Origin of the sequence: Phaeacidiphilus oryzae TH49 (genome assembly GCF_000744815.1) — a bacterium.
GTDB classification, from domain to species: Bacteria; Actinomycetota; Actinomycetes; order Streptomycetales; family Streptomycetaceae; genus Phaeacidiphilus; species Phaeacidiphilus oryzae.
The window spans coordinates 493,177-513,489 of record NZ_JQMQ01000005.1 but is presented as its reverse complement, the minus strand read 5'-3'; the positions used below and the strand labels follow the sequence as shown (position 1 = coordinate 513,489).

13 protein-coding genes are annotated in these 20,313 nt (G+C 72.9%); 6 read left to right on the top strand and 7 right to left on the bottom strand.

Annotated elements, in window-relative coordinates; all coding sequences use genetic code 11:
* The first annotated feature begins 61 nt into the window (after positions 1-61).
* Positions 62-1,975, top strand: a complete 1,914-nt coding sequence (locus BS73_RS06595; protein ID WP_152617537.1) for a S8 family serine peptidase — start codon at positions 62-64, stop codon at positions 1,973-1,975.
* A gap of 513 nt (positions 1,976-2,488) precedes the next feature.
* Here BS73_RS06595 and BS73_RS06590 read toward each other — a convergent pair.
* Complete coding sequence (locus tag BS73_RS06590; RefSeq protein WP_200886657.1) at positions 2,489-5,896, bottom strand: glucodextranase DOMON-like domain-containing protein; 3,408 nt, start codon at positions 5,894-5,896, stop codon at positions 2,489-2,491.
* 435 nt (positions 5,897-6,331) lie between these two features.
* Here BS73_RS06590 and BS73_RS06585 point away from each other — a divergent pair, with 435 nt between their 5' ends.
* Positions 6,332-6,637: a hypothetical protein gene (locus BS73_RS06585; protein WP_037570411.1), complete on the top strand. Its 306-nt coding sequence runs from the start codon at positions 6,332-6,334 to the stop codon at positions 6,635-6,637.
* 122 nt (positions 6,638-6,759) lie between these two features.
* Here the strand turns inward: BS73_RS06585 and BS73_RS06580 are convergent, their stop codons facing one another.
* From BS73_RS06580 to BS73_RS06560, 5 genes are all read right to left on the bottom strand, one after another.
* On the bottom strand, positions 6,760-6,966 hold the full coding sequence (locus BS73_RS06580; RefSeq protein WP_037570410.1) for a hypothetical protein: 207 nt from the start codon (positions 6,964-6,966) through the stop codon (positions 6,760-6,762).
* Positions 6,967-6,995: 29 nt separating this feature from the next.
* The gene (locus BS73_RS06575; RefSeq protein WP_037570409.1) at positions 6,996-8,450 is read right to left on the bottom strand and encodes an amidase; all 1,455 of its coding nucleotides are present in this window, start codon (positions 8,448-8,450) and stop codon (positions 6,996-6,998) included.
* Complete coding sequence (locus BS73_RS06570) at positions 8,447-9,241, bottom strand: GntR family transcriptional regulator (protein WP_084703847.1); 795 nt, start codon at positions 9,239-9,241, stop codon at positions 8,447-8,449. The genes BS73_RS06575 and BS73_RS06570 overlap by 4 nt, the downstream gene beginning before the upstream one ends.
* A gap of 122 nt (positions 9,242-9,363) precedes the next feature.
* On the bottom strand, positions 9,364-11,043 hold the full coding sequence (locus BS73_RS06565; protein ID WP_037570408.1) for a purine-cytosine permease family protein: 1,680 nt from the start codon (positions 11,041-11,043) through the stop codon (positions 9,364-9,366).
* Positions 11,044-11,613: 570 nt separating this feature from the next.
* Positions 11,614-14,049 (bottom strand): ATP-binding cassette domain-containing protein, encoded by a 2,436-nt coding sequence (locus BS73_RS06560; RefSeq protein WP_037570407.1) that lies wholly within the window; start codon positions 14,047-14,049, stop codon positions 11,614-11,616.
* Positions 14,050-14,305: 256 nt separating this feature from the next.
* Between BS73_RS06560 and BS73_RS06555 the strand changes: the two genes are divergently transcribed.
* From BS73_RS06555 to BS73_RS06540, 4 genes are all read left to right on the top strand, one after another.
* Entirely contained in the window at positions 14,306-15,481 is a 1,176-nt protein-coding gene (locus tag BS73_RS06555) for a substrate-binding domain-containing protein (RefSeq protein ID WP_063836930.1), read from the top strand.
* The gene (locus BS73_RS06550) at positions 15,478-16,500 is read left to right on the top strand and encodes an ABC transporter permease (RefSeq protein ID WP_200886656.1); all 1,023 of its coding nucleotides are present in this window, start codon (positions 15,478-15,480) and stop codon (positions 16,498-16,500) included. The genes BS73_RS06555 and BS73_RS06550 overlap by 4 nt, the downstream gene beginning before the upstream one ends.
* Positions 16,497-17,360 carry an ATP-binding cassette domain-containing protein gene (locus tag BS73_RS06545; protein WP_084703846.1) on the top strand — a complete coding sequence of 288 codons (864 nt, stop codon included), beginning with the start codon at positions 16,497-16,499 and terminating at the stop codon, positions 17,358-17,360. The genes BS73_RS06550 and BS73_RS06545 overlap by 4 nt, the downstream gene beginning before the upstream one ends.
* Positions 17,361-17,462: 102 nt before the next feature.
* On the top strand, positions 17,463-18,644 hold the full coding sequence (locus BS73_RS06540; RefSeq protein WP_235215326.1) for an aldose epimerase family protein: 1,182 nt from the start codon (positions 17,463-17,465) through the stop codon (positions 18,642-18,644).
* Between the two features lie 117 nt (positions 18,645-18,761).
* Here BS73_RS06540 and BS73_RS06535 read toward each other — a convergent pair whose 3' ends face one another.
* Positions 18,762-20,252 carry an APC family permease gene (locus BS73_RS06535; RefSeq protein WP_084703845.1) on the bottom strand — a complete coding sequence of 497 codons (1,491 nt, stop codon included), beginning with the start codon at positions 20,250-20,252 and terminating at the stop codon, positions 18,762-18,764.
* Positions 20,253-20,313 lie beyond the last annotated feature (61 nt).

Here is a 20,313-nt window from a genome sequence, read left to right as displayed (position 1 = left end):
GCGCCACCACGTCGGCCGGCCCGTCGGTGATCCGTGACGACTGCGAGAGCGGGTGGCAGCGATGAGTGAGACCGGTGGGACGGTCCCGCCTGGTGAGCGCGGCGGCAAGGTCCCTCCCAGGACGAGCAGGAAGGCGGCGGCCGGGCGCGAGGCCGCGGAGCAGGCGTCGACCGGCGCGCCGGGCCCGGAGCCCGGCCAGAGCGGGCAGAGTGGCCAGCCCGGCCAGAGCGGGCAGAGCGGCGCGGGTGGCCAGAGTGGCCGGCCCGGCCAGAGCGGCGCGGCCGCGCAGCGGGCCCCCGGCGGGCAGCGGGGGCAGGAGGGAGCGGAGTGGGGCCGGTACCTGGTGCTGCCCAGTCCGTTCCCGCCGTCCCCGCCGGGCCGGCCGGCGGTGCCCCTGGTGGACGCCGCCGCACTTCTGAAGGCGCTGGACGAGGACAGCCAGGTGCGGGTGGTCCGGCAGATCGACGCCGGCCAGGGCCGAGGGGCCGCCACGGCGGGCGGCCTGACGCCCTCTGGACTCCAGCCGCATGGACTCCAGCCGCCCGGACTGCAGCCGCGGGCCTGCCCGCCGGTGATCGTGGTCGAGATGCCGGCCGACCGGGCCCGGGCTCTGGCCGGCGACCCGCAGCTGCTGGTCGAACCGGACCAGCCGCTGGTCTACACCGCGGCGAGCCCGATCACGGCCGCGCTACCGGTGGCCGACCCGGCGCTGGCCCCGGTGCTGGACGAGCCCGTCCCGATGAGGGTCCGGGTGCGCGGCACCGAGGGCGCCCCGGTCGGCGGCGCCCACGTCTGGGCGGTCGGCCGGACCGGGCCCGCCCACGCGGTCACCGACTCCGGCGGCCGGGCCGTCCTCCAGCTCTACGGCGACACCCCGGAGACGGTGCTGGCCCTGGCCGTCCGCCCGATCGCCGACTACTGGTCCGCGCTGGTGCGGCGGCCGCAGCCGGCGCAGGGCGGCGAGGAGGAGGCGATGGTCGAACTGCGGCCGCTGGCCGAGACCTTCACCGGCTTCCCGGACCGCTCGATCCTCGGCTGGGGCCAGCAGGCGCTGAGGCTCCACGAGTTGCCGCCGACCCTCCGCGGCCACGGGGTGCGGATCGCCCTGCTGGACTCCGGGATCAACCCGGCCCACCCGGACCTCAAGAACGCCGTGCACGGCGGCCGGGACTTCGTCGCCGACTCCGACCGGATCCCGGACGTCGACCCGACCGGGCGGGCGACCTGGTGTGCGGGGGTGATCGCGGCGGCGGACAACAGGGCCGGGATCGCCGGCATCGCCGCCGAGGCGGAGCTCTACTCCTGCGGGCTCTTCCCGCACGGGCGGCTCAGCCATCTGATCGAGGCACTGGACTGGTGCGTCGCGCAGGGCGTGGACATCGCGCAGATCGACCTCAGCTACCCGGAGCCGTCCGCGGCGGTCGCGCTGAAGCTGCAGGACGTCCGGCGGGCCGGGGTGCTGTGCATCGCGCCCGCGGGGGACTCCGGCACCGGGGTCGCGCTGCCGGCGGGGCTGCCGGGCGTGCTGTCGGTCGGGGCGGTCGGGGTGCCCGGGGTATACCCGCCGGGGACGCTCCACGAGGCCCATGAGGCAGCCGGCGCCATGGCCCGGCCGGGGCTGTACGCGCCGGGGTTCACGGCCTTCGGGCCCGGGGTCGACCTGGCCGCGCCGGGGGAGGGGATCCTCACCACGGCGGTCACCGGCTCGTACGCGGTCGCCGAGGGCACGGCGCTGGCGGCGGCGCATGTCACCGGGCTGGCGGCGCTGGCGCTCGCCCAGGTGCAGGCGCAGCCGCAGCCGCAGTCGCCGATCCAGCCGCCGATGGCGACGCCCACGCCGACGCAGCGGTCGGAGTGGCGGGTCGACCAGGTGGTGGCCCAGCTGCTGGGCAGCTGCGTCCCCGTCCCGGGCGACCACCTGGGCCGCACGGGCGCCGGCGTCCCGGACGCGCGATCGGCCGTGCGGGGCGGCTGACCGCAACGCCCACGGCGCCGAGCGCCCACGGCGCCGAGCGCCCACGGCGCCGAGCGCTCATGGCGCCGAGCGGCCACGGCGCCGAGCGGCCATGGCGCCGAGCGGCCATGGCGCCGAGCGGCCATGGCGCCGAGCGGCCACGGCGCTGAGCGCTGACCGGGCCGAGCGCTCTTGGCGCCGAGCGCCGACCGGGCCGAGCGCCGACCGGGCCGAGCGCCCACGGCGCCGAGCGCTCATGGCGCCGAGCGGCCACGGCGCCGAGCGGCCACGGCGCCGAGCGCCGACCGGGCTGAGCGCTCATGGCGCCGAGCGCTCATGGCGCCCAGCGCCGACCGGGCCGTCGCCGCCGGCCGCCGGCCCCAGCGCAGCGCCGAAGGCGGCGCAAGGCAGGGGTGCGGGGGGACGGGCGCGCCCGGTCGGCGGCTTCGCTCGGCCGCGCTCGGCGACGGGCTCCGGGGTGACACCCGGTGGCCGTCGCCGAGAGCGCGGCGCAGGCGTCGCGCGGCGGCCGTCTCAGGGCACCGCCACCCCCCGCAGGCTCACCGGTCCGGACAGCGGGTTCAGTTCGGTGGACTGGTCCACTCCCGGCGGGGTGAGGGTGTCCATCACCTTCGGCACGGACCCCGGCGCCACCGCGCACAGCGGCGCGGAGTCGCCCGCCGCGCAGACGCCGAAGGTGTAGGAACCCGGCGTCGGCGTGAACTGCCGTACCTGGTAGGGCGAGTTGCCGTCCTGGCCGGTCAGCGCGACGGCGAAGGACCAGCCCTGGCCGGGGGTGCCGAAGGCGGACTCCGGGAGGGCGATGGTGATGGTCCGGCTGACCGTGGAGGCGACCACCGCGGTCGGCGTGCCGACCTGGTCGCCCTTGGCGTTCACCCACACCGGGGAGGCGAAGCCCTGCACCTCCAGCCGCTGGCTCCAGGCGTCCCCGCTCGCGATGGTGTAGTTCCGCGAGGGGTCCGCGGCCGCCGTGGAGGTGTCGGCCGCCGCCGCGCCCGGGTCGTGGACGTACACGTCGAGCATCTGCGCGCCCATGGTGTTGCCGAAGGTCGGCGCCAGCGCCCGCAGGGTGGTGCGGAGGTACACCGTGCCGCCGCTGGTGATCACCTGGAAGCGGGTCAGGTCGAAGGAGCCTGCGGTGAAGTCGGACGCGGTCGGGTACCGGTAGGTGCCCGGGCCGTCGTCGTCGCCGGTGGCGTCGGCGGTGTCCAGCACCGTGGTGCCGCCGGAGACGTCCGCGACCACCGCGGTCTGCGCGTACCCGGTGGCGCCCGAGGCGGTGCTCGCGGTGGCCGTGATCACGTTGGTGCCGAATCCCGTCGCGACCCGCACCGCGTACGCCCCGCCCGCGTCCGCGGTGGTGCTCACCGTGGGCGCGGCCTTGCCGTTGTCCGTGTCCTCGGCGCCGACCACGACCTCGGCGCCGGGGGCGGTGCGGCCGCTGACCGCGATGGTCCCGTCCGAGCCGGGGCTGACCGTCGATCCGCCGCTCGGCGAGTCGATGGTGAGCGCGGCCGCGTCGGGCGCCTTGTGGGTGACGTACCGGGCGGTGGTGATGTCCGGCCGGTCGCCGGCCCGTCCGGTGCCCAACTCGCCGATCAGCCGCAGTTCCTGGGCCTGGGCCCAGGTCAGCGGGGCGGCCGAGCCGGCCGGATGGCCGTCCTGGAAGCCGATCGACGCGGTGGTCGGGTCCGAGCCGTACGGCGAGGCGGCCAGGTCCGGGTCCTCCCAGACCTGTTCTGGCACCAGGCCGACGCCGGAGGCCGAGCGCTCCATGAAGGAGAGCATCGCCCTGGCCGTGCCCGGGTCGCCGAGGTCCAGTGCGGACTGGGCGCGTTCGCCGGAGAGCACCGGCCACAGGTGGCCGGTCCCGGTGTCGGTGGTGGGCCACGGCTCGCCCGGGGTGCGGCAGGAGGTCTGGCTGTCGGTGGTCGAGCAGTCGCCGTAGCCGTCCGCGCTGCCCGCGCTCGCCGAGTCGCCGTACCGGTAGTAGCCGGTGCCGGTCGGGGTGGCGACCGAGAGATGCTGGTCGAGGACCTTCAGCGAGTCGGCGAACACCGGGTCGCCGGCCGGGAGTTCGCCCAGCCGGACGAGCTCCTGGAAGCCGCCGTCCAGGACGGTCCGCTGGTCCAGGGTGGGGCCGCCGTTGCCGAGGCCGTAGCTGGTGGCCGCGTTCGGGTCGCCGTTCTTGGACAGCCGGATGAAGTAGGGCCGGGAGCTGTCCGGCCCGTCGGTGGTCACCGTCCACTTCTTGACGTTGCGCTGGAAGTCGTCCGCGGTGGCCTGGTAGAGCTGAGCGTCGGCCTGGTCGCCGTGCCGTTCGGCGATCGCCGAGGCGGCGGTCAGGCCGGCGATCTCGGCCGCGATGGTGGACGGCGAGTAGCCGGACTGCTCCTCCCAGCGCTCCACCCCGTACGAGGGGCCGTGCGAGACGAGGAAGTCCGCGGCCGACTTGAGGTGCTGGGACCACAGGGCGGAGTCGCCGCCCAGGCCGGAGAGGTAGGCCATCAGGATCGGGTAGGCCGTCTCGTCCAGCTGGTCGCCGCCGGTGTCCGGGGCGCTCTTCCCGTTCACCAGGGAGTTGCGCGGCAGTTCGCCGCTGGGCAGCTGCTGGCGTTCGAGGAGGAAGCGGGTCGCGGCCCGCGCGGTGGCCGTGTCGCCGTCCGCCATCAGGCCGGTGAACGCCTCGTACAGGTCACGGGAGAAGACCTCGCGGTAGGAGCCGAAGTAGACCGGCTTGCCGCCGGAGACCGCCCCGGCGTCCACGGCCTGGCCCCACGGGGAGGCCAGCGAGGCGACGACGGCGCCCGGATAGGTCTTGTCCTCGCTGGCCTTCAGCACGTTGGCGTCGAGGAGGTAGGTGCGCCGGTCGGTGGCCGAGAGCCCGGTGCCGGGCTGCTTCAGCCGGGCGTCGTAGCCGAGCCAGCCGGCGGTGTAGCGGCCGAGGGCGGCCGGGAACGGCGTGGCGAGCGAGGCCGAGGCGGTGCTCAGGGCCTGCGCGCCGCTCCGGCCGAAGCCGAGGGCGAGGGTGAACGAGCCGCCGGCGGCGCCGAGGTGACGGGGGGTCACCTCCTCGGTGGCGGTGATGTGGCCGTCCGCCGCCGAGGTGGTGCCGGGCAGCCGGTGGGTGGCGTCCAGCGCGGTGAGGCCGTCGGAGCCGGTTCCGGCGTAGCCGACCGAGGCCGCGCCGGCCGAATCGGCGTCCAGGGCCATCGCGGTGGGCACCGCGTAGTCCCGGTTGGCCGCCGTGCTGGCGGTGTTGGCGGAGTACACCACCGGGGTCCCGGTCGCCGGGTCGACGGCGCCGGTGTTGCCGCCGCCGTTGGCGCTGCCGCCGCCCCCGTTGCCGTTGGCGTGGGAGTCCAGGCGGGCGTAGACGTGCAGCCGGGAGAGGTCGGCCCGGTGGGCCGAGCCGGGGAGGGGGCCGAGGGCGGTGCGCATCAGCACGGTGTCCCGGGCGGGGTCGGTGAGGTAGGTGGTGGTGAGCCGGAAGCCGTGCGCGGCGTCGGTCGAGGTCACCGTGCAGACCATGCCGGTGGCGTCGGCCCGGGCGGTGTACGTCATGTCGCGGCTCTGCAGGTCGGTGAAGCCGGACCCGTCCGTGACGACGTACTGCAGGGTCTGCACGTCGGTGTTGTCGATGGTCGGCTCGTAGACGTCGGAGAGCACTCCGTCCGCGACCGTGTACCAGACCTTGGAGGCGGTGTTCCTGGCGGTGCCCAGGCAGTCCTTCCGGGCCAGGTCGAACCGGGAGGCGACGCCGGGACCGCCGGTGGCGGCGCCGCCCGCGCCCGGGTCGGGGGCGGCGGCCGCGTGCGCCGGGGCCCCGCCGAGGGTGAGGAGGGCGCAGGCCGAGAGGGCGGCGGCCGCAGCCGTCCACGGTGCTCGCCGCAGGCGGCCCAGCATGGTCAGAGGACTCAAAACGGCTCCTGAATGGACATCGGCCCCCGCAGAGCGGGGAGCCTCATCGCGCAAGCCAGATGACGGCCAGTCAATCTAGTGACGGCGTCCACTCAGGACCAGGGTCTGTACGGACCTTTCGTGAAGACCGCCGCCGCGGCTTCGAGAAGTGAACGCGGCGGTGTTCCGCCCCGCGGACACCGCTGTCCCCGCCCGCCGCCGGTCTGGCAGGCTGCCCGGATCCGGTGACTCCGGGGCCGCCGAGGAAGGGAAGCGCAGCGACATGGGTCGGTACATCGACATCGGCAAGGACGGCGGCGAGACCTTCGCGGCCTACCTGGCCGAACCCGCGCAGGGCTCAGGGCCCGGACTGGCCCTCCTCCAGGAGATCTTCGGCGTCGACGACCAGTCACCCGCACCGTCCCGCTCTCCCGCACGATCGGCACCGACCGGATCGTGGACGAGATGCTCTTCTGCTTCACCCACGACCGGGAGATCGACTGGATGCTCCCGGGGGTCCCGCCCACCGGCCGCTACGTGGAGGTCCCGCTGGTCGCCGTGGTCACCATGCGCGGCGACAAGCTGTACAACGAGCACATCTACTGGGACCAGGCCTCGGTCCTCGTCCAGATCGGCCTCCTCGACCCGGCCGGACTCCCGGTCAGCGGCGCCGAGCAGAGCCGCAAGCTGCTGGACAAGACCCTCCCGTCCAACGAGCTGATGGCCAACTGGCCCACCAGCGAAGGCAAGCCGATCGCCTGACCGGGGGCCCTCCGCCGGTCCGCCGGGCCGCGCGGGGGCCCGGCCGCCGCCGGCACGTCGCCGCCGTTCGTCCAGGAACCGCCGGTGGCGGAGTCCTGAGCGAACGGCGGCGGCAGGCCGGCTCAGAGCGCCGGCGTCCAGTTGACCGCCGGGGCCTCGTAGCGGGCCTCCGGGACGGCGTGCAGTACGGCGGCCATCGCGCGCAGCGCCGGGTAGGCGGCGGCGAGGGCGTCGGTCTCTGCGGGGGCGGGGGAGAGGCCGCTCGCGGCGAGCAGGGCCTCGGCGGTGGCGCGGTCGGCGGTCTGACCGGTGGCGTCGGCGTCGAGCATGACGGGCTCCAATCGGTGGGCGGGGACGGTCAGTTGACGGCGGCGACGGGCTCCGCCAGGGCCAGCGGCGGGACCGACAGATGGTGCGCGGTCCGGCGCTGGTAGGCGTCGCCGACGCGCAGCGCCAGCGCCTCCGCGAACGGCCGGGTGGAGATCTGCATCGACAGTGGCAGTCCGTCTGCGGCCGGGCCGATCGGCACCGCCAGGGTCGGATTGCCGACCGAGTTCCAGTACGGGGTGTGGAGTCCGCCGAAGGAGAGCAGCGGCACGCGGTCGGCGAACTCGTCCAGCCTGGGGGCGGGCAGCGTGCTGGTCGGCGTGACGATCGCGTCCACCCCCTCCAGCAGTCCGGCCACCATCCGCTGTCCGACCCGCCGGACCCGCTGCGCCTGCACGTAGTCGGCGCCGGTGAAGGCGAAGCCGGAGCCGACCGTCATCCGGGTGCCGGCCCCGTAGTCCGCCCAGCGCCTCGACAGGTCGCCCTGGTGGTAGGCGAGCGCCTCACTGAGCATCACCACCATGTCGGCGGCGGTGAGTTCGGCGTACAGCGGCAGCGAGAGCGGGACGATCCGCGCCCCGGCGGCGGCCAGTTCGCCGAGGGCCGCGTCGAAGCGGGCGCGGAACGCGGGGTCGACGTGCCCGTCGGAGGCCGCCACCAGGTCGTCCACGCCGATGGTGAGGCCGGAGAGGTCGCCGGCACCGTCCGCCAGCGCACCGCTGTAGTCGTCCACCTGGACGTCCGCGCTGTAGTGGTCGCTCGCGTCCGGACCGGCGATCAACCCGAGCAGCAGGGCGCAGTCCGCCGCGCTGCGGGCCATCGGGCCGATGTTGTCCAGGGTGTAACCCAGCGGTACGCAACCGGACTTGGGCACCCGGCCGAAGGTGGGCTTCAGCCCGGTGATCCCGCAGTACGCGGACGGGATGCGGATGCTGCCCGCGGTGTCGGTGCCGAGTCCGGCCAGGAACATCCCGGCCGCCACCCCGCTGCCGGTGCCCGAACTCGATCCGCCCGCCCAGCGCTCCAGGTCCCAGGGGTTGGCCGGGATCGGGAAGGGCTTCTCCGGATCGGGCGAGCCGATGGCGAACTCCATGGTGGAGGCCTTGCCGACGACGATCGCGCCGGCCGCCCTGAGCCGGGAGACGACGACCGCGTCCCCGGTCTCCTCCCCCCAGGCCGGGTCGAGGACCAGGCTCTGCGCGGTGGTCGGGCCGTCCGTGCTGGCGATGATGTCCTTGACGCCGAAGGGGATGCCCTGCAGAGGGCCGCGGTCGGTGCCGGCCGCGAAGTCGGCGTCCGCCCGGGCGGCGGCGGCCAGCGACTCCTCGCGGTAGCGCGAGATGAAGCTGCCCACCCGCGGGTCCAGCCGGTCGGCGGTGCGCACCGCGTGCTCGACCAGTGCGGTGCTGGTGACGGTGCCGGCGCGGAGTGCCGCGGCGGCCGCCGTGACGGTCGACGGCAGGCCGTCGGCGGGGGTGTCGGTCATGGGTTCCTCCGGGTGGGCAAGGGGGCGGACTGGGCGAACTCGGCGAACTCCTGGGAGAGGAAGAGGAAGCGGTCGGAGCGGATCACCACGAAGGCGAGGTCCCAGGGCCGTCCCTCCGGATCGCGGATGATCTGTTCGAGCAGCATCACGGGGCTGCCGGGTTCGAGCCCCAGCAGCGGCGCGTTGGTCGAATCGGCCAGCCCGGAGCCGATCAGGAACTCGGACTGTCCCACCGTCAGCCCGGCGTCCCCGAGCAGCCGGTACCAGTCGGTGCGGAAGGGGACGCCGAGCAGCCGCTCGCCCTCGGGGGCCAGGGCGTAGTTGGTGGCGACGAAGACCGGCCGGCCGTCCCGGAGCGAGAGGTACTCGTAGCGGATGCACGGGCTGCCGACCGGCACGCCCAGCCGCTCGGCCACCGCGTCCGGGGCGGGCAGCGCGGAGCGGTCGAGCACCCGCACCCGCACCTCGTGCGCCCGCGCCTGCCGGGGGTCGGGCGCGGCGACGCCGTGCGCCTCGGCCAGCCGGGTGGTGACGGAGTGGCAGACCGCGTGGGTGCCGACCCCGCGCAGCCGCTCGACCAGGCCCTCGTCGCGGAGCAGGGCCAGCGCCTCGCGGACGGCGGTCCGGCTGGCGCTGTGCCGGCGCATCAGCTCCGGCTCGGAGGGGAGTCGGCCGTCGGGGTGGCCGCCGTGGAGGATGTGCGAGCGCAGCAGGTCGCGCAGCCGCCGGGCGTCGGCGGAGGCGGGTCTGCCGGACGAGGGGGAGGGGGAGGGGGAAGCGGTGCCGCTCATGCCCTCCGACGCTGCGGGCGGGCGGTTTCGCAGGCGTGGCGGGAGCGTGTGCGGGAGGTTACCGGGGTGGCGGAAGCGGGTCCGGCGTGCGGGGGGAGCGGCCGGCGGCCGCGGCGCGGTGCTCATCCGGCGGGCTCCTCGGCGGGCAGCCGCTCGGCGGTCCGTGCCGTCGGCCAGGGCAGGACGACCGTCGGCGGCGGTCCCCCGCCCACCGGCCGCCAGGGGCTGGGCTTGCAGGCGTCGTGGCAGGTGGCATCGGTGGAGCAGCAGAGCGAGCAGATCGCCCCCTCGTGCACCGGGCAGGCGGCCATGTCGGGAACGTCGAAGGTCTCCTCGCAGACCGCGCACCGGAGTTCGGCCTCTCCGGCCGGCAGGGTGCTGGTCCGCGCCAGGTACCAGCGGCCGCGGGTGGCCAGCGCCAGCAGTGGCGGCAGCACCAGGGCCAGGATCAGCGCGACGAAGGCGGAGAGCGCGGCGGCGGTGTGCCCGAAGGCACCGTAGTAGGCGGCCATCGCGACGCTCCCGGACAGCACCATCGAGCCGAAGCCGACCGGGTTGACGTGGTAGAGGTGCGCCCGCTTGAACTCGATCCCTGGCGGGCTCAGCCGCAGCCAGCGCTTGTTGACCACCAGGTCGGAGGTCATCGCGCCGATCCAGGCGATGCCGATGTTGGCGTACCAGGCCAGCACTGTGGTGATGTGGGCGAAGATGCCGCTCTCCATCAGCACCAGGGAGAGGCCGACCTGGAGGAAGACCCAGGCCGCCCGCCCGGGGTGGCGGTGCAGCAGCCGGGAGAAGAAGTTGGACCAGGAGAGCGAGCCGGAGTAGGTGTTCATGATGTTGATCTTGATCTGCGAGACCAGCACCAGGACCCCGGAGAGGATCAGGGCCAGCGTGTGACTGCCCGTCACCCGCTGGTAGACCGAGGTGAAGAGGTCCACCGGCACCATCGCGCCGGTCGCGCCGATCCGCGGCTGCGCGTAGCCCACCAGCAGGGTGGAGGCGAAGAAGACCACGATGAAGAAGAGCGAGAGCCCCGGTCCGCCGAAGACCACGGCCAGCCGCCAGATCCTGCGGGAGCGGCGGGTCGGCTCGGGGTCCGGCATGAACCGCAGGTAGTCGCCCTGCTCGCCGATCTGCGCGGCGGTGGAGAGCTGGGCGGCGGCGATGGCGAAGACCGCCACCGTGGAGAGGCCGATCGCGCCGGTGGCCGGGCCGTGCAGTGCGGTCATCGCGTGCCAGGCGTGCGGGGCGCTGACCGCGGAGACCACTGCCAGCACGATCAGTGCCGCCCACAGCGGCCAGGTCCAGGCCTGGAAGCGGGTGCTGAAGGACATCCCGTAGAGGGTCAGCGGCACCATCGCCACCGACACCACGGCGTAGGAGAGGCGGACGTCGAGCGCGCCGCCGGTCAGCGCGGTGACCGCCTGCGCCATGATGGCGCCCTCGTAGGCGAGGAAGATCAGCGTGTAGCTCGCGTACACCAGCGAGGTCACCGTCGAACCCAGATAGCCGAAGCCGGAGCCGCGGGTCAGCAGGTCGATGTCGATGTGCTCGCGGGCGATGTGGAAGGCGATCACCACCGTGAGCGGTACGCAGATCAGTGTCGCCACGGCGAAGCCGCCGAGCGCGTTCCCGAATCCGTACTCTCCGACGAAGGCGGCGTCCAATGCGTACCCGGCCATCGCGGAGAGGCCCACCAGGCAGCTCAGGAAGATCATGCCGGGGGACCAGCTCCGTTGGGCTCTGGGTGCGTAGCGCAGTGAGCAGTCCTCCATCGCCGGGTTGTCGGCAAGTCCCATCCGCCCCACCCCCTCCTCTCGTCTCGCCTCAGGTCTCGTCGAACCGGGCGAGACGTTAGAAATCGGCGATTGCCGCCCGGTCACCCGGGTCTTTCCGCCGGGTTACGCGGGGCGGGGGGCCGGTGGCGCGGGGCTGACCTGTGAATTCGCCGGAGGGCGCGGAGGCTGCGCGGGCTCGCGCGGAATTGCGCGGGCGGAAGGCGCGCGAGGGCCGAAGGCAGGATGAGTGGGAATCGGATCGAGAATCCCGAAAGCCCGAATCCAGGGCTTTCCTCCTGGAAATCCACAGGTGCCGGGCAATACGGTGGCGATGTCCGATGTGCCTGGCAGCGGACACGTCGGAGGGAGTGGGTTCCGGGTGGATCGAACGACCGGGGGAGCCGGCCTCGGGGGCGGCGAGGAGGACGGCGAGGACGAGGCGCGCGGCCGGGTCGCGTTCCGGCCCACTCGGCCGGCGACCCGTCGGTGGCTGACGCTGGGCTCACCGCTCGGCGTGCCGGCCTGGCTGGTCACCTGGCCCGCACCGACACCGGCGGCCCGGACGGCGGCTGACGTCCGCGCCGGGGCCCGTCAGGCGCCCACGTACTCCGCGAGGTGCTCGCCCGTCAGCGTCGAGCGGGCGGCGACCAGTTGGGACGGGGTGCCCTCGAAGACGACCAGGCCGCCGTCGTGGCCGGCGCCCGGGCCCAGGTCGATGATCCAGTCGGCGTGCGCCATCACCGCCTGGTGGTGCTCGACGACGATCACCGACTTGCCGGCGTCCACCAGGCGGTCGAGGAGGGCCAGCAGCTGTTCGACGTCGGCCAGGTGGAGGCCGGAGGTCGGCTCGTCCAGCACGTAGACGCCGCCCTTCTCGCCCATGTGGGTGGCCAGCTTGAGCCGCTGCCGCTCGCCGCCGGAGAGGGTGGTGAGGGGCTGGCCGATGGTCAGGTAGCCCAGCCCGACGTCGGAGAGCCGCTCCAGGATCCGGTGGGCGGCGGGGGTGGCCGCCTCGCCCGCGGCGAAGAACCCCGCCGCCTCGGTCACCGACATGTCCAGCACCTCGCTGATGTCCCGGCCGCCCAGGCGGTATTCGAGGACGCCGGCGTCGAACCGCTTGCCGCCGCAGACCTCGCAGGGGGTGGCCACGCCGGCCATCATGGCCAGGTCCGTGTAGACCACGCCGACCCCGTCGCAGTTCGGGCAGGCCCCCTCGGAGTTGGCGCTGAACAGGGCCGGCTTCACGCCGTTCGCCTTGGCGAAGGCCCTGCGGATCGGATCGAGGAGACCGGTGTAGGTGGCCGGGTTGCTGCGCCGGGAGCCGCGGATGGCGCTCTGGTCGACCGATACCACCCCGGCCTCGGCCGCCACCGGGCCCTTGAGGAGGGAGCCCTGCACGAGGGAGCTCTTGCCGGAGCCCGCCACGCCGGTCACCACGGTCAGCACCCCGAGGGGGATGTCCACGTCCACGTTCCGCAGGTTGTGGGTGTCGGCGCCGCGGATCTCCAGGACGCCGGACGGTGGGCGGGTCTCGGCCTTGAGGGCGGCCCGGTCGTCCAGATGCCGGCCGGTGACCGTGCCGCTGGCCCGCAGGCCCTCGACGGTGCCCTCGAAGCAGACCGTGCCGCCCTCGGAGCCTGCGCCCGGGCCCAGGTCGACGACGTGGTCGGCGATCGCGATCGCCTCCGGCTTGTGCTCCACCACCAGCACGGTGTTGCCCTTGTCCCGCAGCCGCAGCAGCAGGTCGTTCATCCGCCGGATGTCGTGCGGGTGGAGGCCCACCGTCGGCTCGTCGAAGACGTAGGTGACGTCGGTGAGCGAGGAGCCGAGCTGGCGGATCATCTTCACCCGCTGCGCCTCGCCGCCCGAGAGGGTGCCCGAGGGCCGGTCGAGCGACAGGTAGCCGAGGCCGATCTCGACGAAGGAGTCCAGGCTGTGCCGGAGGGAGTCCAGCAGCGGGGCCACCGAGGGCTCCTCGAGCGCGGAGACCCATGCGGCCAGATCGGTGATCTGCATCGCGCAGGCCTCGCCGATGTGGATCCCCTCGATCTTCGACGTCCGGGCCGGCTCGCTGAGCCGGGTGCCCGCGCACTCCGGGCAGACCGCGAAGGTCGCCGCCCGCTCCACGAACTCCCTGACCTTCGGCTGGAGGGAGTCCCGGTCCTTGGCCAGGAACCGGCGCTGGACCTGGAGCACCAGGCCCTCGTAGGTCACGTTGACGCCGTTGACCTTGACCTTGGTCGGCTCGTGGTAGAGGAAGTCCTGCCGCTCCTTCCTGCTGTACTTCCGGATCGGCTTGTCCGGGTCGAGGAAGCCGCCCTCCAGATAGGGCTTGACCACGAAGAAGTTGTCCACCGTCCAGCCGGGGACGATGATCGCCCCCTCGGCGAGCGACTTGGACTCGTCGAAGAGCTGGGTGAGGTCGAGGTCGGAGACGGTGCCCATGCCCTCGCAGCGGGGGCACATCCCGCCGGTGCGGGAGAAGGACACCCGCTGCGCCGTGCGGCCGCCCTTCTCCACCGTGATCGCGCCGCTGGCCTTGACGGAGGGGACGTTGAAGGAGAAGGCCTGCGGGGCGCCGACGTAGGGCTTGCCGAGGCGGCTGAAGAGGATCCGCAGCATGGCGTTGGCGTCGGTGGCCGTGCCGACGGTGGAGCGGGGGTCGGTGCCCAGCCGCTCCTGGTCGACCAGGATGGCGGTGGTCAGGCCGTCCAGCACGTCTACCTCGGGGCGGGCGACGGTCGGCATGAAGCCCTGGACGAAGGCGCTGTAGGTCTCGTTGATCAGCCGCTGGGACTCGGCGGCGATGGTGCCGAAGACCAGCGAGCTCTTGCCGGAGCCGGAGACCCCGGTGAAGACCGTCAGCCGGCGCTTCGGGATCTCGATGTCCACGTCCTTGAGGTTGTTCACCCGGGCGCCGTGCACCCGGATGAGGTCGTGGCTGTCGGCGGCCTGCCGAGCGGGCGCCCCGCCGGCCGTCCCGTCCCGGTCGCCGGCCCTGTCCGTTCTGTCCGCCCTACCTGCCATGACCCTCGCGTCTCCGTCCGTCCACCCGTACGCCTGGAAGCGCTCCCATGCTAGGTGGGGCGGGCGGAGGGCGCTTCTCCGATCCTGACCGCTTCGGCGGCCCCGGGAGGCAGCGGAGGCGGCAGGCGATATCCGGGGGCCCGCTTACGACTTCTCATCTGTTGCCGCACGGTAGTCGTCATGTGTCTTGACGCCCCGGGGGCTCAGTGCCAAATTGTGAGCGCTAACACGACAACTCCCTTTTGGGGGCGGCGAGATGAGAGATCATCAGAATTCCCAGGAACCCGTTGAGCTCGAAAGACTCGACGCGGCGGAGGAGCCGGAGAGCAGGGGTATAGCGCGCCGCAGGGCGCTCGCCTGGCTCGGCGGAAGCGCCGCGGCGGCCGGCGCCGCCGGACTCCTCTCGGCATGCACCAGCTCGGGCGGCGGCGGCGGTGGGGGGGCGAGCTCCTCCGGAGGCGGCGGCGCCGGCAACTTCCCGTCCACCCCGAAGTGGAAGTTCGTCTTCGTCAACCACGTCACCACCAACTCCTTCTTCAGCCCGACCCGCACCGGCCTGGCCGACGCGGCGGCACTGCTCGGGCTGCCCACCCCGCAGTGGACCGGTTCGGAGAGCGGTGACGTCTCGCAGATGGCCAACGCCATGCAGACCGCCATCGACAGCGGCGCCCACGGCATCGCCATCTCGCTCACCGACAACAACGCCTTCGTGGGGCCGACCAAGGCGGCCTTCCAGAAGGGCATCCCGGTCATCGCCTACAACGCCACGGCGCCGAACAACTACCCGCTGACCTATGTGGGGCAGGACCTCTACCAGTCCGGCTTCCAGATGGGCCTGCGGATCGCGGAGTCCATCACCTCGGGGGAGATCCTGGTCGGGATCTCGCAGCCGGGCGGCAACAACGTCCAGCCCCGGCTGAACGGTCTCACCGCGGCCCTCAAGCAGAAGGCCCCGGGGGTCAAGATCACCTCGATCAACACCGGCGCCGCGCAGGCCGGCGAGCTGAACGCGATGACGGCGGCGTACTCCGGCCACCCCGGGGCCAAGGGGCTGTACGCGGTGGACGCCGGAAGCACCGCCTCCATCGCCCAGCTGATCACCACCCACAACCTGATCGGCAAGGTGCACGCGGGGGGCTTCGACACCCTCACCGACACCATCAACGGCGTGAAGTCCGGGGCCATGGACTTCACCATCGACCAGTCCGCGTACCTCCAGGGCTTCCTGCCGGTGCTCTACCTCTACCTCTACCGGCTGTCCGGGACACTGGTCACGCCGCCGGCCACCGACACCGGCCTCACCTTCGTGACCAAGGCCAATGCCGGGATCTACGCCAGCGCCAACAGCGCCTTCGAGGGCGGGAGCAGCAAGGGGATCATCAACATGCCGAGTACGCTCCCGCTGCCGCCCGCGTCCACCGTCCAGCTGTGACCCGGGTCGACGAGGCCCGGGGAACCGAACGGGCACGGGGAACCGACCGGGTGCGGGAGATCGCGGCGGCGACCGGCCGGGGGCTGGTCCGCCGCCGCGAGCTCAGCATCTTCGTGGTGTGCCTGGCCGCCGCGGTGTACTTCGCGGTGACCAGTACCGGATTCACCAGCACCGGCAACTACCACACCATCGCGCAGTACGTGGCGCCGTGGATCATCGTCGCCTGCGGCGAGACGATGCTGCTGGTCTGCGGGCAGATCGACCTCTCGGCCGGGTTCGTCTTCACCCTGGCCCCGTTCCTGGTCACCACCTTCACCGGGGACGGGCTGCCGCTGCTGGCCGCGCTGATCGTGGCACTGCTGCTGTGCGCCGGGGTGGGCCTGGTGAACGGGCTGGTGCACACGATCTTCAACTTGGCCTCGTTCATCGTCACCCTGGGGATGGGCTTCTTCCTGGAGGGGATGTCGCTGATCGCCTCCAACGCCCAGCCGGTGGCGGCGCCGGCCAGCGGCTGGCTGGTCCAGGTGCTCGGCAAGGCCCGGTGGTCGGAGCTGATCTGGGCGCTGGCGATCGTGGCCGTGATGCAGGTCGTGCTCTCCGCGACCCGGTTCGGAATCGGCAGTCAGGCGGTGGGCAGCAATCCGATCGGGGCCGCGGAAAGCGGAATCCGGATCAACCGAATTAAGATCATCAATTTCATCATGGCCAGCACGCTGGCCGGCTTCGGCGGAATCCTGGACGGAATCCGGGTCGGCTCCTTCGACCCGACCAACGGCGGCAACGAGACGATGTTCCTGGCCGTCGCCTCCGCCGTGATCGGCGGGACCGCCCTCCTCGGCGGCTCCGGGACCGTGGTCGGCGCGCTGCTCGGCGCGCTGCTGCTGGGGATCGTCTACGACGGGTTCAACCTCACCGGCGTCAACGCCAACGCCTTCGACGTGGTGCTGGGAGTCGCGATCGTGGTGGCCATGCTTCTCAACGTGTACCTGAGCATCGCGCGGAAGCGGGCGAGCAGATGAGCGACAACGCACAGGAGCAGGACCAGGGCCAGGACCAGGACCAGGCACGAGAGCACGGCCGGGCCGAGGGCCGGATCCCGGACCAGCGTCCGGAGGGGACGGAGGAGTTCGGCCCCGAGGTGATCGCGGTCGAGCACGTGTCCAAGCGCTTCGGCCCGGTCGAGGCGCTGCACGACATCACCTTGCGCGCCCACCGGGGCGAGATCCTGGGCCTGATCGGCGACAACGGCGCGGGCAAGTCCACCCTGATCAAGATCCTCTCCGGCTTCCACCAGCCGGACTCGGGAACGATCCGCTTCGAGGGGCGGCCGGCCTCCTTCCGGTCCGTGGTGCACGCCCGCTCGATGGGGGTCGAGACCGTGTACCAGGACCTGGCCATGGTCAACGACCTGCCGGTGTATCTGAACCTGTTCCTCAACCGGGAGCTGACCTACCGTCCGCTGCCGTTCCTGCGCCGGGCCGAGATGCGCCGCCAGTCCCGGCAGGCACTGGACTCGATCGGGATCCGCATCCCCAACGTCAGCACCGAGGTCGGCCAGCTCTCCGGCGGCCAGCGGCAGGCGATCGCGGTGGCCCGCTCGGTGTACGCGGAGGGCGCCAAGCTGCTGCTGCTCGACGAGCCGCTGGCGGCGATGGGCGCCAAGGAGGCCGGCCTGATCCTGCGGCTACTGCGCCGGCTCAAGGAGCGCGGGGACCTGGCGATCATCCTGATCGCCCACAACTACGCCCAGGTCGTGGACATCTGCGACCGGGTCAACCTGCTCCAGCACGGAGAGATCACCTTCGATCGGCCGACCAAGGAGACCTCGGTGGCCGAACTGCTGGAGCTCGTCCACGCCGAGTACCGGGTGGACGACTGAGAGGGCAGAGAAGCTAGCGACCTATCTGAGGAGGGGGCAGTGCGGGTACGACTTCTCCGGACAGCGAGACTGCCGAGGGGGCGGCGGGGCCTGGTCGCCGCCGTGGCGTTGCCGGCGGCGGTGGCCGCCGTGGTCGGCGCCACGGCGGCCACCACACCGACCGCCGCGCACAGGGGAGGTGAGGGCCACGGGGGCGGTGGCCCGGCCTCCATCGGCAAGCAGTACTTCGGCAGCACGGGCGGGCAGTCCGTGTACCGCTACACGCTGGACAGCGGGCACGGGGTCACCGTCAGGATCCTGACCTACGGCGGGATCATCCAGCAGTTGGACGCGCCGGACCGGCACGGCCGGGAGGCCGACGTCGTGCTGGGCTTCCGCACCCTTGACGACTACGTGAAGTACAACAGCCCGACCGCGGGCGGCGGGGTGTACTTCGGCGCGCTCATCGGCCGGTACGCCAACCGCATCGCCAAGGGCACCTTCACCCTGGACGGCAAGACCTACCACGTCCCGGTCAACAACAACGGCAACAGCCTCCACGGCGGGACGGTGGGCTTCGACAAGAAGATCTGGTCCGCGACCGAGGTCAAGGGCAAGGACGGCTCGGTCGGCCTGAAGCTCGACTACACCAGTCCGGACGGCGAGATGGGCTACCCGGGGACGCTCAAGAGCGAGGTGACCTACACCCTGGGCCAGGACAACAAGCTGACCGTCCACTACCAGGCGACCACCGACAAGCCGACGGTGGTCAACCTGACCAACCACACCTACTGGAACCTGGCGGGCGAGGCCTCCGGCGACGTCTACGACCAGCGGCTGTACCTCAACGCCGACAAGTACACCCCGACCGACACGACGCAGATCCCGACCGGGCAGATCGCCACGGTCAAGGGCACCCCGATGGACTTCACCTCGCCCACCGCGATCGGTGCCCGGATCAACTCCAGCGACCCGCAGATGCTGACGGGTCAGGGCTACGACCTCAACTGGGTGCTCAACCGCTCCGGCGGCGGGCTCTCGCTGGCCGCGAAGGCGTCGGACCCGTCCTCCGGGCGGCGGTTGACGATCTGGACCACCCAGCCGGGCGTCCAGTTCTACTCGGGCAACTTCCTCACCGGGTCACTGGTGGGGATCAGCGGCCACACCTACCGGCAGGGCGACGGGTTCGCGCTGGAGACCCAGCACTACCCGGACTCCCCGAACCACGGCAACTTCCCGTCCACCGAACTGCGGCCGGGCCAGGTCTACGACCAGACCACGGTCTTCGGACTGAGCGCGGGCTGAGCGCCGGCTGAACAACCATCGGTGACGCAACGTCAGGGCCCGGTCCCCACAGGCTGACCACGGGGGCCGGGCCCGCTGCCGCGTGGCTCGACGGGCGTCCGTCGTCGGCGCCGGCCGTCACTCCTCGGCGTGCACCCGGGCGGTGTCCAGCACGGACTGCCGGTGACGGGCCCACAGCCAGGCCAGGAGCAGCACGCCGAGGGCCATCCAGACCAGCACCGCCGGACCGGCGTAGGAGACCGGGGCGGTGAGCCGGGCGATGAAGGAGAAGGCCGGGATGCCGGCCGCGGTGAGCAGCGCCGGTATCAGCACCAGCACGCCGAGGACCGGCAGCACCAGATGCCGCAGCACCCGGAAGTCCGACCGCCGGCGGCGCAGGAAGTAGCCGACGCAGGCCAGGTTCACCACGATGTAGACCGAGACCACGACCACCACGATCGCCGTGGCCACCAGCAGGAAGCCGTTCACCGGGCCGAATCCCAGCCCGATCGCCAGCGTCGCGCCCACCGCGATCGCGAACTGCACGCCGACCGCGACCAGCGGCGAGCGGTGCCGCTCGGAGACGTAGGCGAAGCCGCGCGGCAGCACGCCGATCCGCCCCAGCGCGAAGCCGGTCCTGGTGGAGACGTTGGCCCCCGCGTTGGCGTTGGCGATGGTCGAGTTGACCACGGCCAGGAAGACGAAGAGCCACAGCAGCCCGTACGAGGCGCGGGCCACCCCGCCCCAGGAGGCGGGCCCGTCGGTGCCGAAGCCGGAGAACCGGCCGGGGCCGAAGTAGACGTCCATGGCGTACGTGGTGAGGACGTACACCGCGCCGATCGCGACCGCCGCCCCCAGCACCGCCCGGCGTACCGTCCGCCGGGGGTCCGCGGCCTCTTCGGCGAGCGGGGCGGCGGCCTCGAAGCCCGCGAAGGCCAGCACGGTGTAGACCGATCCGGCGATCACGCCGCTCAGCCCGTGGTGGGCGGCCGGGGTGTGGCCGGTGCCGAAGACCGAGAGGGTGTTGTGGCCGCCGGCGTCGACGATCAGCAGGACGGCGAAGACCACGAAGACGGCGATCTCGAAGGCGCCGAGCACGGTGCCGAGCCGAGCCGAACCGCGGATCCCGTACACCCCGGCGAGGCCGATCACCACCGCGCCGGCCAGCGCCCACGGCCACCACAGGCCGGCCGGGTAGCCGTGCCACTCGGTGCTGAGGGTGCCCGCGGTGGTGAAGCCGAGCTGGAGCAGCAGCAGGGTCGGGATCATCGCCTGTACGGCCACGTAGCCCCAGGCGACCAGGAAGCCGACGGCGGGGTGGAGGCCCTGTGCGGAGTAGGTGGCCACGGAGCCGGCGGCCGGCATGTGCCGGGCCAGCTCGGCCACCGAGTTGGCGGTGAAGAGGCAGGCCACCAGTGCGGCCAGCACGGCGAGCGGAAGGCTGCCGCCGGCCCAGGCGGCGCCGGCCGGGATGGAGGCGGCCACCGCGGCGCCGGGCGCCATCGCGGTGATCGACTGGAAGAGGACCTCGCGCAGCCCCACCGCGTCCCGGCGCAGTCCGCGCGCGGCGGGGCCGGAGGCCGTGCCGATCGGCTTGGCGCCCACGGCGCCTGACGTTTCGTCAGTCATTCTCTTAGGCCCCCGGCGCCACTGGTGACGGCAACTATGGGAGCAGAGTAGGGAGCACCCG

Bases quoted from the DNA above. Each gene is read 5' to 3' on its own strand.
- BS73_RS06555 (WP_063836930.1), top strand. From the start codon at position 14,306: ATGAGAGATCATCAGAATTCCCAGGAACCCGTTGAGCTCGAAAGACTC.
- BS73_RS06595 (WP_152617537.1), top strand. From the start codon at position 62: ATGAGTGAGACCGGTGGGACGGTCCCGCCTGGTGAGCGCGGCGGCAAG.
- BS73_RS06575 (WP_037570409.1), bottom strand. From the start codon at position 8,450: ATGACCGACACCCCCGCCGACGGCCTGCCGTCGACCGTCACGGCGGCC.
- BS73_RS06570 (WP_084703847.1), bottom strand. From the start codon at position 9,241: ATGAGCGGCACCGCTTCCCCCTCCCCCTCCCCCTCGTCCGGCAGACCC.
- BS73_RS06535 (WP_084703845.1), bottom strand. From the start codon at position 20,252: ATGACTGACGAAACGTCAGGCGCCGTGGGCGCCAAGCCGATCGGCACG.
- BS73_RS06545 (WP_084703846.1), top strand. From the start codon at position 16,497: ATGAGCGACAACGCACAGGAGCAGGACCAGGGCCAGGACCAGGACCAG.
- BS73_RS06560 (WP_037570407.1), bottom strand. From the start codon at position 14,049: ATGGCAGGTAGGGCGGACAGAACGGACAGGGCCGGCGACCGGGACGGG.
- BS73_RS06565 (WP_037570408.1), bottom strand. From the start codon at position 11,043: ATGGGACTTGCCGACAACCCGGCGATGGAGGACTGCTCACTGCGCTAC.
- BS73_RS06580 (WP_037570410.1), bottom strand. From the start codon at position 6,966: ATGCTCGACGCCGACGCCACCGGTCAGACCGCCGACCGCGCCACCGCC.